General features: G+C 41.9%; 10 protein-coding genes. 6 read left to right on the top strand and 4 right to left on the bottom strand.

What is annotated here, in order from left to right:
- Positions 1 to 175 precede the first annotated feature (175 nt).
- The gene (gene sppA / locus AB6735_RS08415) at positions 176 to 1,948 is read right to left on the bottom strand and encodes a signal peptide peptidase SppA (protein ID WP_370995485.1); all 1,773 of its coding nucleotides are present in this window, start codon (positions 1,946 to 1,948) and stop codon (positions 176 to 178) included.
- An 86-nt stretch (positions 1,949 to 2,034) separates the two neighbouring features.
- On the opposite strand from sppA, the gene folK reads away from it, so the two are divergent.
- Entirely contained in the window at positions 2,035 to 2,514 is a 480-nt protein-coding gene (gene folK, locus AB6735_RS08410) for a 2-amino-4-hydroxy-6-hydroxymethyldihydropteridine diphosphokinase (RefSeq protein WP_370995484.1), read from the top strand.
- A 96-nt stretch (positions 2,515 to 2,610) separates the two neighbouring features.
- Positions 2,611 to 2,988, top strand: a complete 378-nt coding sequence (locus tag AB6735_RS08405; RefSeq protein ID WP_370995483.1) for an Hpt domain-containing protein — start codon at positions 2,611 to 2,613, stop codon at positions 2,986 to 2,988.
- Positions 2,989 to 3,136: 148 nt separating this feature from the next.
- Here AB6735_RS08405 and purS read toward each other — a convergent pair whose 3' ends face one another.
- The 3 genes from purS to rho form a co-directional block, all read right to left on the bottom strand.
- A complete protein-coding gene (purS, locus tag AB6735_RS08400) occupies positions 3,137 to 3,394 on the bottom strand; it encodes a phosphoribosylformylglycinamidine synthase subunit PurS (RefSeq protein WP_183588183.1) in 258 nt (85 codons plus the stop codon).
- Positions 3,375 to 4,097 carry a CDP-diacylglycerol--serine O-phosphatidyltransferase gene (gene pssA / locus AB6735_RS08395; protein WP_370995482.1) on the bottom strand — a complete coding sequence of 241 codons (723 nt, stop codon included), beginning with the start codon at positions 4,095 to 4,097 and terminating at the stop codon, positions 3,375 to 3,377. Before pssA ends, purS begins: the two co-directional genes overlap by 20 nt.
- 183 nt (positions 4,098 to 4,280) lie before the next feature.
- Complete coding sequence (gene rho, locus AB6735_RS08390; RefSeq protein ID WP_370995481.1) at positions 4,281 to 5,906, bottom strand: transcription termination factor Rho; 1,626 nt, start codon at positions 5,904 to 5,906, stop codon at positions 4,281 to 4,283.
- Between the two features lie 342 nt (positions 5,907 to 6,248).
- Here rho and pyrF point away from each other — a divergent pair, with 342 nt between their 5' ends.
- The 4 genes from pyrF to AB6735_RS08370 all read left to right on the top strand — a co-directional run bounded on the left by pyrF (position 6,249) and on the right by AB6735_RS08370 (position 12,154).
- Entirely contained in the window at positions 6,249 to 7,079 is an 831-nt protein-coding gene (gene pyrF / locus AB6735_RS08385; RefSeq protein ID WP_370995548.1) for an orotidine-5'-phosphate decarboxylase, read from the top strand.
- A gap of 221 nt (positions 7,080 to 7,300) precedes the next feature.
- A complete protein-coding gene (locus tag AB6735_RS08380) occupies positions 7,301 to 9,274 on the top strand; it encodes a prolyl oligopeptidase family serine peptidase (protein WP_370995480.1) in 1,974 nt (657 codons plus the stop codon).
- A gap of 70 nt (positions 9,275 to 9,344) precedes the next feature.
- The gene (locus AB6735_RS08375; RefSeq protein ID WP_370995479.1) at positions 9,345 to 11,339 is read left to right on the top strand and encodes a prolyl oligopeptidase family serine peptidase; all 1,995 of its coding nucleotides are present in this window, start codon (positions 9,345 to 9,347) and stop codon (positions 11,337 to 11,339) included.
- Between the two features lie 236 nt (positions 11,340 to 11,575).
- Positions 11,576 to 12,154, top strand: a complete 579-nt coding sequence (locus AB6735_RS08370; protein WP_370995478.1) for a C40 family peptidase — start codon at positions 11,576 to 11,578, stop codon at positions 12,152 to 12,154.
- Positions 12,155 to 12,193: the final 39 nt, after the last annotated feature.

Raw genomic sequence — 12,193 nt, 5'->3', positions numbered from 1 at the left:
CAAAAAAGCCATCGGAAAATTAGTTCATTGGCTCACTGGTTCATTAGTTTATTGGTATTTACATTGGGAGGGTATTGAATAAACCACCAAGAAATTTCATTGCTTTATTCTTTTCCCTAAAAATAAAAAAAGCTGCCCATACAAGCAGCTTTAATCAAAATATAAACTGGAAAACTTATTTTATTTCAATACTGTAAGGCATACGTGCCTGCGGGGTGTGCATCATTTGGGTAACACCTTTAATTTGTTCGTAAACTTTATAATTATCACCCAGTTCCGATTGTAATATACGGGTGCGTGCCTCGGCGGTTACATCGCCGCTTAGCTGGTTAAGGAAACTTTTTTGCTCGGGATAGGCTACCAGCTTGTAGTTTTTAATATTGGCTTTTTTAGCGGCAGATGTTATGGCATCATTGATATTGCCCAGGCGATCAACCAGTCCATTTTTTAATGCCTGTTCGCCTGTCCAAACCCGACCCTGACCTATGCTGTTAATATATGCCTGTGTTTTGTGGCGGCCATCGGCGACGGCTTTGGTAAAATCATCATAACCCCGGTTTACATTGTTTTGAAGCAGTAGTTTTTCTTCGGGGGTTAAGGGGCGGCTTATATCACCCAGGTCGGCATACTTGCCGGTTTTTACACCATCAAAAGTAACGCCCAGCTTATCGTTAAAAAGCTTTTGCATATTGGGTAAAATAGCGAAAATGCCTATTGATCCGGTAATGGTATTGGGTTGCGCGATGATCGAATCGGCTGCGCATGAAATATAATAACCGCCCGATGCCGCTAAATCGCCCATGGAAACGATGATTGGTTTTACTTTTTTGGTGAGCATAACCTCGCGCCAGATCACATCTGAGGCCAGGGAGCTGCCCCCCGGAGAGTTTACACGAAGCACAACCGCTTTTACTTTATTATCAAGCCTTACTTTGCGCAGGGCTTTTGATATTCTTTCGGAGCCGATGGTATTGTCATCTCCTTCACCGCCAGAAATTTCGCCAGATGCATAAACAACAGCTATGCGGTTTTTGGACGATGTTGCTTCATCTTTATTATCATCATCAGCATTGCTTTTGGTATAGTCGGCCAGTTCCACACTGTTCAGGTCGCTTTTTTTCTCGATGCCGGTGCGTTCTTTCAGGTCGTCCAGTATTTCATCTTTGTACTTTAAACCGTCTATCAGCTTTAATTTAACGGCATCTTCCGGTAATTGTACGCGGGCATTATTGGCATAGTTAAATAAAGAATCTTTATTAATACCCCGGCTTTTGCTGATGCCGGTTAAAAAATGATCGTACAGCGAGCCGAGGTAGGAGGTAACCTGCAGGCGGTTGGCATCGCTCATTTTAGTAAGGAATAAGGGCTCAACAGCGCTTTTGAAGGTGCCTACTTTAATAATCTGTATTTCAACGCCGAGCTTATCAAGCGCTCCCTTTAAAAAAGTAACCTCAGAATTAAAACCCTTGAGCTCAAAGATGCCTTTAGGATTCATATAAACCTTATCGGCAACTGATGCCAGGTAATAAAAGCCTTGTGTATATACTTCTGAGTAAGCTATGATGAATTTGCCCGATTTTTTAAAGTCGATCAACGCGTTCCGAATCTCTTCAGTAGTAGCCTGGCCGGATACCATGTAGCTTTCGTCCAGGAAAATACCTTTAATGTTGGCGTCGGTTTTAGCCTTTTTGATATTGGCCAGGATATCATTTAACCCGGTTGCCTTGTCTTTATCAAACCCTAAAAAACTTAGACCGGCCAAAGGGTTATTGGGAGTACGCTCGGTAATGGGGTTTGTAAAGGCCATATGCAGTACCGAATTGGGCTCAACTTCAATTGTTTTATCGCCACTGGCCGAAATTATCCCTATCACAACTAAAACCAAAACAACGGTGATTAAAACTACACCAACAATGGTAGCCAGAACGAATTTGAAGAATTGTTTCATTAATGTTATAAATCTTTTTATCTATGCAAACTTAGTAATTCAATACCGATAATGGTAAGAGCCGTTTCTATAATATTTGTTACAACATGAATGATATTTTTTTGCTTTTAGGCAGTAACCTTGGCAATAGGAAACTGTTTCTGAAACAGGCAATTGACCATATCGAAGCAGAAATTGCCCCTGTTGTAAAGCTATCGTCGGTATTTGAAACCCAATCATGGGGTAAAACCGATGCGCCTGATTATCTGAACCAGGTAGTACAGCTCCGTACTTCGCTGCCTGCAAGGGTATTATTGGAGAAAATACTGGCCATAGAAATTTTGTTAGGGCGCGAACGTAAAGAGAAATGGGGTTCGCGTACTATTGATATTGATATTTTGTTTTACGGCGATGAGGTTATCCAGGAACCAGACTTGAAAGTACCTCACCCCGAACTCCATAAACGGCGGTTTACCCTGGAGCCTTTGGCCGAAATTGCTGCTGCTTTTATTCACCCGATACTGCATAAGAATATTTTACAGCTAAAAAGTGAATTGATAGACGACTTGATTGTAAAAAAAGTATAAATTAGTAAGTAGTGAGTGGTTGATTAAGTTGATTGAGTGGTTGTAATTAACCTATTCGACTTAATCAACCACACACTCAATCAACTCTTAATAAATATGCTAAATATTTCACCAGACCAGGATCTTGATCTTTCATTTTTGTATGAAATTGCCGATGGCAGTACGGAATTTATTGTAGAGTCGATAGGTATGTTTCTGCAGCAAACCCCGGAATTACTCGGTGAGATTGAAAATTCCTTGGCTGTTCAAGATTGGGCCACCGCTGGCCAGGCCGCGCATAAGCTAAAGCCAAACCTGGGTTTTTTTGGTATGCCCATAAGTCAGGAAATTTTACAGGAGATTGAAATAGCTTGTAAAGAAGCGGCACCTAATCTGAATGAGGTTGTGGGAAAATTTAACCAGGTGAAAACGCTGGTCAACGCCAATTTAGTTACCCTTAAAAAGATAAAAGAAGAGAAAGAGGGGGAGCTGTAAGCAGAAAGCTTAAGGCTCAAAGCCAAAAACGCAAAACACAGTATAAAAAATTAAGGCAATCAATTTGATTGCCTTAATTTTTTATAAACTCTGTAAGTAAGTTAATTTTACATTTTTCGCTTTAAGCTTTCGGCTTTATGCCTTTAGCTTAAGCTACTTGTTGTATTTTGAAAGTATAGCTTTCCATAATGAGGTTAGCTAACAGATTTTTGCAGGCCTGATCTACTTTGGCATGAGCGGTTTCGGCGCTGTCGGCTTCAATTTCGAGGGTAATGTGTTTGCCGATACGTACGTTTTGTATTTCGGCTAAACCAAGATTTTTCATGCTTCCGGTTACTGCTTTTCCTTGAGGATCAAGTATTTCTTTTTTGGGCATTACGTCTATTTCAGCCTGGAACTTTGTCATTTGTGAATTTAAATTGAATTAAAGATAAAGTGATGTATATAAATATCACCACCGGAACTGCCACAAATTTAAAAAATAGAATCAGTATTGCCGAAAACAACAGCAGTAAATAGCGGAAAATGTTTTTATTAAAATCGCGGTTCTTGAATTTAAGGGACATTAGCGGTATTTCGGATACCAACAATACACACATTACCGCTACTAAAACAGTAAGTATGTAAGGGTTTAGTATATAAGTATCCAAACCGTGATATTGCTGCATAATTAATGGCAGCGAAGCAATAAATATAGCATTGGCTGGTGTTGGCAGGCCAATAAAACTATCAGACTGGCGGGTATCATTATTGAATTTGGCCAGGCGTAAGGCCGAGAATACCGTTATTAAAAATGCTACATAGCACAAATAAGGACTTATATGGTCAATTTGCGGAGCTTTTAAATATAACTCATATAATATGGCCGATGGTAAAAAACCAAAGCTTACCATATCCGCAAGTGAATCCAGATCTTTACCTATAAATGAATAGGAGTTTAGCACTCTTGAGGCCAGTCCGTCAAAAAAGTCGAATATAGAAGAAAGAAAGATAGCGTAGGCTGCTATGATGAGGTTGCCCTGAAAAGCAAATACTATTCCTATACAGCCGCTAAACAGGTTGGCACAGGTAATGGCATTGGGGAGATGTTTCTTAACGCGCTTCTTCATTATCAGGCCATGAAGTTATCAGGATTTTATTAAGTATTTATGAAGTTACAGATAATAATTTTATTTGAAAAGAATCAAGAGGCAAGAATCAAGAGTCAGGATAACCTAAATGGGCTTGTCTCTTGATTCTTGCCTCTTGATTCTAAAATCTCATTTATCTATAACTTCAGAAATACTAAAATATTACGAATTCATCGAAATCAAAAACTCTTCGTTGGTTTTTGTGCCTTTTATCTGGGCCTGTAAAAACTCCATTGATTCCTGCGAATTCATATCGGCAAGGTGGTTACGTAGTATCCAGATGCGTTGTAAAGTGTCGCGGTCAAGCAGTAAGTCGTCACGACGGGTACTTGAAGCGGTAATATCAATAGCAGGGAATATACGTTTGTTGGAAAGTTTACGATCCAATTGCAGCTCCATGTTACCGGTACCTTTAAATTCTTCAAAAATAACCTCGTCCATTTTTGAGCCGGTTTCGGTAAGGGCAGTAGCAATAATGGTTAATGAACCGCCATCCTCGATGTTACGGGCGGCACCAAAAAAGCGTTTAGGTTTGTGCAGTGCGTTAGCATCAACACCACCCGATAATATTTTACCGGATGCCGGAGCAACAGTATTATACGCACGTGCCAAACGGGTGATAGAATCCAACAGGATCACTACATCATGACCGCACTCAACCATACGTTTTGCTTTTTCTAAAACAATATTGGCAATTTTTACGTGACGCTCTGCAGGTTCATCAAAAGTTGACGAAACTACTTCGGCGCGTACGCTGCGGGCCATATCGGTTACCTCTTCCGGGCGTTCATCGATCAGTAATATGATCAGGTAAACTTCCGGGTGATTTTTTGCTATCGCGTTGGCCACATCTTTTAACAACATGGTTTTACCCGTTTTTGGCTGGGCCACAATTAAACCACGCTGACCTTTACCAATTGGCGAAAAAAGGTCCATGATACGGGTTGAATAGTTCCCGGCATCTGTAAACAGGCTTAATTTTTCTGATGGGAAAAGCGGTGTAAGGTGGTCAAATGGTACACGGTCACGCACTTCGGCCGGGATACGGCCATTAATGGCTTCCACACGTACCAGCGGGAAATACTTTTCGCCCTCTTTTGGCGGACGGATGCTACCACGAACGGTATCACCAGTTTTAAGGCCAAATAGTTTTATCTGTGATTGCGATACATAAATATCATCGGGCGAGGTAAGGTAGTTATAATCTGAGGAGCGTAAAAAGCCATAGCCATCAGGCATAATTTCCAATACGCCTTCATTTACTATTACGTTATCAAAATCGAGGTTAATAGCAGGTTCCTGGGCTTTTTGCTGAGGTTGATTGCCATTACCATTGGCACGTCTGTCAAATTTTTGCGGGCGGCCTTCGGTAGCAGGCTCATCGCTTCTGGCAGGGGCTTCACCTTGTTGAACCGGGGATGCATCATCAGCAACGGTTATAGCAGGTACTTCGTTCTCCGTTTCTTCAGTTGGTTCTTCATCCTGTACATCAAACAGGTTGGTATCATCCAAAGGTACTTCAACACGTGGTTGTGTTTTGGGTTTTAATACACGGGTTCTTTTACGTGTTTTATCTCCTGTTTCGGCCGCAGGGGCATTAGTAGGAGTATAGTTTGACTCAACAATATTTTGTTGGGCTCGGGCAGCCTCAATAAGCTGTTGTTGTTCAATAATGCGGGTTATTAACTGTGGCTTTCTGAGCTCGTCGGCCTCGGCAATACCTAAATTTTTTGCAATTTCGCGCAACTCAGAAACGAGTTTGTCGTTCAATTCTATTTTATCAGACATGATATGAATTATAGTTCAATGGGATTTTTAATGTTGTAATTTGTTTTCTTGACGGTAATAAGGCCTCATGCGCGTTTGGTGGTTAAGCATGAAGAATTATTAAAAGAAATTGATCTTGAAACTTTGTATAAGTAAACATCCAAATCCAGGTAAATATTATTGTAATAAATAACGTGGGGTTTTAAATTGTTTCTTTAGTGCAAGAAAAATTCAAAGGAAAACGCTGCAATTGTAATCAAATAATTTATAATTTCAAATTAATTAAAATAAATATCTCCTAATTGACCGCATATAAGCTAATTTTTTAGTTTTTTTGACATTCAAAATATTTAAGCATTAATGATTTCACGCGCCCGGCTAATTGAACAGATCAAACAGAAAAAATCATTTCTATGTGTTGGTCTGGATACTGATATTAATAAGATCCCCGAATTTTTAAAAGATTACCCCGATCCTATTCTGGAATTTAATAAAAGGATCATCGATGCCACCAAGGATCTTTGTATCTCCTACAAACCTAATGCCGCTTTTTATGAGGCCTATGGATTAAAGGGTTTGCAAAGCCTCATCGATACCTGGAAGTATTTGCCTACCGATACCTTAAATATAATAGATGCTAAACGGGGCGATATCGGTAATACTTCTGATAAATACGCGCAGGCCTTTTTTGATGAAAAAGCATCGGGTATGAGTTTTGACGCTATTACCATTACGCCTTACATGGGTAATGATAGTGTGACGCCATACCTGGCTTACGAAGGAAAATGGATCATTTTATTGGCGCTTACCTCATCGGTAGGCAGTAAAGATTTTCAATACCTGCAAACAGGCGATGGTTATTTGTATGAAACTGTGATACAAAAGGCCAATACCTGGGCCGGTGCCGACAGGATCATGTATGTGGTTGGCGCTACCAAAAGCACGGAGTTTACCAATATCCGTAAATATGCCCCTGATAACTTTTTATTGGTTCCAGGTGTTGGCGCACAGGGTGGGAGCCTGGAAGAAGTATGCCAGTATGGTATCACTAAAGATTGCGGTTTGATCGTGAATGCTTCCCGTTCTATCATCTATGCCGGTAACGGGAAGGATTTTGCCGATGCTGCCCGTGCCGAAGCACAACGCATGCAGCAACAAATGCAGGTGGAACTGGAAAAGGCCGGGGTGATATAAGATTGTCTGAACTCGAATTTACAGAATTTTTGAATTTACAGAATTAGAATAATTCTAAGACCAACGGTAAAAAATTCCAGTAATTCAAAAATTCGATAAATTCGAGTTCAGACAAATTAAGCTTTAGTCAAAATCATGTAAATCATTAAATCCCGATGATTACGGTTCAGGCAAATTGTTTGGCATAATTGCTAAATTACATCACTATATACCTATGTTGTATGAAAAGAACCTTATTATCTCTTATTACTTTATCCATTTCCTTTTATGCGCTTGCCCAGCAGGAAAAGAAACCCTTAAAGCCAATTGATTTTTACCGTATACCGGCAGTGAGCGATCCGCAGCTTGCTCCTGATGGTAAGTGGGTGGCTTACAGCGTATCAACCGTTGATACGGCTAAGGACAAACGTGTTTCGCACCTGTGGATGCAAAGCTGGGATGGCAAAGAGTCAATAGAGTTGACGCATGGCGATGAAGCAGCTTCATCGCCCAGGTGGAGCCCAGATGGTAAGTACCTGGCCTTTCTTTCTTCGCGCGATTCCAAAAACGGCTCGCAGCTTTGGCTGATAGACAGGCGTGGTGGCGAAGGCTTTAAGCTGACCGATGTAAAAGGTAGCCTGAGTGAGTATGCCTGGTCGCCGGATAGCAAGAAAATAGTAATGGTAATCGGTGATCCGGAAAACAAAGGCAAGGAGGCACCAAAAACACCCAAACCTATTGTGATCGACCGCTATCATTTTAAGCAGGATGTAGAAGGCTATTTACAGCAATTGCATGATCATTTGTACCTGATTGATGTAAATACTAAGAAACTCGACACGCTTACCAAAGGCGATAAAGATGAAAATGAGCCGGTATGGTCGCCAGATAGCCGGACAATCGCCTTTGTAAGCAACCGCACCGTTGACCCTGATAAAAATCAGAATAAGGATATATTTACTATTGATGCCCGGCCCAATTCAACCATGTTACAGTTGACCACCTGGAAGGGCCGTGACAGCAACCCGCAATGGAGCCCCGATGGTCGATATATCTCTTATCTGCGCAGCACAAGTGATGCTGATTATATGATGTATGATCAGAATGTGTTATGTATCATGGATGCGGTTGGCTCCAACAACAGAGTGTTGACGTCGCAGCTCGACAGACCTGTTTCTGACCAAACCTGGGGTAAAGACAATAAAAACATATCATTTTTAGTAACGGACGACCGGCAGCGTTGCCTGGCCAGTATTAATATTAACAGCGGCAAAATAGCAACGGTAAGCAAGGGGATGTTTGGCATCACCGATATTAATACCAATTTGTCTGGTAACTGGGTGGTGGCCAAAAGCGATCCGTATACGCCTGCAGAAATATTTGCTTTGGAAGGTGAAAAGCTTCGCCGTTTAACTTTTCATCATCAAAATTGGCTGAATACGGTAAAGCTTGCCCATGTGTCGGGTTTCCAATCGAGCAGTGCTGATGGTACGCAGGTATCAGGGATATTGTTTACACCGGATAGTATCCCCGGTAAAAAATGGCCGTTGATATTGTTTATACACGGCGGCCCTGTAGGGCAGGACGAATATACCTTTGATGCTACCCGGCAAATGCTTGCAGCGGCCGGATATGCTGTAGCCGGCGTAAACTACCGGGGCAGCAATGGCCGTGGTCTTGATTATTGTAAAGCCATATACGCTGACTGGGGTAATAAGGAAGTAAAAGACTTGTTAGGCGCTGTTGATCACCTGGAAAGAATGGGAATTGCTGATCCTGATCATTTAGGTATTGGTGGATGGAGTTATGGAGGTATCCTGACCGATTATACCATTGCATCTGACACGCGTTTCAAAGCAGCTGCCAGTGGTGCGGGCAGCGCTTTGCAGTTATCAGTTTATGGAACTGATCAGTATGTATTGCAATATGAAAATGAAATTGGCTTGCCCTGGAAAACTACTGATAAGTGGATTCAGCTATCATATCCGTTCTTTCATGCTGATAAAATAAAAACACCGGTGATGTTCATGTCGGGCCTGCGCGATTTTAATGTACCTACCGTAGGGAGCGAGCAAATGTATCAGGCGCTGAGATCGCAGGAGGTGCCAACAGAATTGATATTGTACCCCAATCAGTTTCATGGCCTTACCAAGCCAAGTTACCTGGTTGACAGGTTGCAACGTTATGTAGATTGGTATAATAAATACTTAAAGTAACTTCCCCCCAACCCCTAAGTGGGAAGCTTTTTATTGGCAATATGACTACTGAAATATCCGAATAGTTGATATGATGAATACAAAGACATTATTATTTATTTTAGTTGGGCTCTGCAGCAACGCTTTGGCTCAAACGGTTAAAAAACCGTTTAAGCCAACCGATTTTTACCATATCCCTACGTTGGATGACCCGCAGCTTTCACCCGATGGTAAATGGATAGCCTACAGCCTGGCCGAAGTTGACTCGGCTAAGGATAAAAGGATTTCACACATCTGGATGCAAAGCTATGATGGCAAGCAGTCCATTCAGCTTACTTTTGATGATGAGCCATCCTCAACACCCAAATGGAGCCCGGATGGTAAATATTTATCCTTCCTATCCGAAAAAGATTCCAAAAATGGGGGGCAGGTTTGGCTGATGGATCGCAGAGGTGGCGAAGGTCACAAACTAACCGATATAAAAGGAGAGTTACAGGATTACGTCTGGTCGCCGGATAGCAAAAGATTGGCCCTGATTATCAAGGATCCGGAAAATGGGGGTAAACCCGAACCCAAAACAATTGCTCCCATAAAAATCGACCGCTATCATTTTAAACAGGATATTGAGGGTTATCTGCAGCATCGGCATGGGCATTTATATGTTTATGATATTGATACCAAGAAATTGGACACTTTAACCAGGGGAGATATGGATGATGATTCGCCGGTTTGGAGCCCGAATGGTAAAACCATAGCCTTTGTAAGTAACCATACCGATGATCCCGACAAAAATGAAAATTCGGACATTTTTACCATTGAAGCCAAAAGTGGAGCCGAAGCCAAACAATTAACCATTTTTACCGGCCATGATATTAAGCCCTTATGGAGCCCGGATGGTAAGTATATCGCTTACCTGCGTTCAACCAGCGATGCTGATTATTTTATTTATCAGCATGATGTACTTTGCCTTATGGACGCGGACGGTAAAAACAATAAACTGCTTACCGCGCAATTGGACAGACCAGTGAGCAACCATGCCTGGAGTAAGGATGGTAAGGGCATCGTTTATTTGGTAAGTAATGACCGGATCAGATACGTGGCCCAATATAATTTGCTGCTTCGTAAATCCACCGTAATTAATAAGGGTATCCAATGTAGTTTTGAGACACTGATAGCACATTCGCCGGGTAATTGGATAGCCAAAATGACGAACCCGTATATGTCGCATGAATTGGTGGCTATTGAAAACGGGAAGATCCGCCGGCTTACTTTTCATCAGGATAAATGGCTGAGTAAGGTTAAACTGGCTTATGTGAAAGGTTTCCAGTCGTTTAGTAACGATGGTACGCTGGTATCCGGAATATTGTATACTCCGGACAGCGTTGTAACCCAGAAACTGCCTTTTATTTTATATATACATGGGGGCCCCACTGATCAGGACGAGTTTGAATTTGATGCAACCAGGCAGGTACTGGCCGGCGCTGGCTATGCTGTTGCCGCGGTTAACTACAGGGGTAGTACCGGCAGGGGCTTAGAATTTACCAAAGCCATTTATGCCGATTGGGGTAACAAGGAAGTAAAAGACCTGCTTGGCGCCGTTGATGAATTAGTGAAAATGGGTGTTGCCGATCCTCAGCGATTAGGCATAGGGGGCTGGAGTTATGGTGGTATATTAACAGATTATACCATAGCTACGGATCCTCGCTTTAAAGCCGCGGCAAGTGGGGCAGGCAGTGCTTTGCAACTATCCATTTATGGCAGCGACCAATGGGTGGTTCAGTATGATAATGAATTGGGTGTTCCGTGGAAGAACGCCGATAAGTATATTAAACTATCCTATCCATTTTTTCATGCGGATAAGATCAAGACACCAACGCTGTTTATGTCGGGCTTAAAGGATTTTAACGTACCAACTTCCGGGAGTGAGCAAATGTACCAGGCGCTACGATCACAGGGTATACCAACAGAGCTGGTGCTTTATCCTGGCCAATATCACGGTATCAGTATACCAAGCTACCAGGTGGATAGGGTACAGCGCTATATTGATTGGTTTGGAAAGTATTTGGCCCCCCAGTCCCGATTTTAGATGCACAGTTTTCAAATGTGCAAATATGCAGATGTGCGGATATGCAAATTAACTCCGTTGGCGGCTTTGCCGTTTCAAATGTGTGGACTAAAGTCGATATAGGCATTTAATATCATCTGCATATTTGCACATCCGCATATCTGCACATCTGAGGCTTACATCTGCATATCCACCCATTGTTAATATGTTAAAAACATCCGTATTAAATAGCTATAGTTTAAGTATAATTTTACTGCATGACTAAACATCGCCATCTGCTTTATCTGTTTGCCGTGTTTTTTGTACCATTGGTACTAACTTCCTGTCATTCGCGTAAGGCTGCGATGAAAGGGCAACCCGGCGAAATTGTGAAACCAAGGACAGAAATGGCCGATAAGTATTCACAGATCATGGGGGTGGATAGGAGCGATATCCAAAATGGTCGTTTATATACGTTTATTGATCAATGGATGGGCGTTCCTTATAAATTTGGCGGTTTGGATCAGAATGGTGTAGATTGTTCGGGCCTTGCTTTTTTACTGGAGCAGCAAGTTTACGGTATTACTATCCCGAGGATGACCAGTAAACAGATCGCCGTAATTAAACGTAAATACGAAGAAGATCTGAAAGAAGGCGACCTGGTTTTCTTTGATTTTGACGGTAAGCAGTTTAGCCATGTTGGCGTATACCTTCAAAATGGATATGTGGTGCACGCCAGTTCCAGGCGAGGGGTGATTATTGTTCGCCTACGTGACCCTTCTATATATAAATACTTTTCTCGTGCCGGTTCCATCATGGCCGATACCAGCGTTACAGATGCGAGTGCCGGTAAATAATGTGCAAATGTGCAAATGAAATAACTTATTGATAATTTA

This window comes from Mucilaginibacter sp. RCC_168 (assembly GCF_041355315.1).
In the GTDB taxonomy this organism is placed as follows: Bacteria; Bacteroidota; Bacteroidia; order Sphingobacteriales; family Sphingobacteriaceae; genus Mucilaginibacter.
The sequence above is the reverse complement of the archived record's forward strand: the minus strand, read 5'-3'. Positions and strand labels throughout refer to the sequence as shown.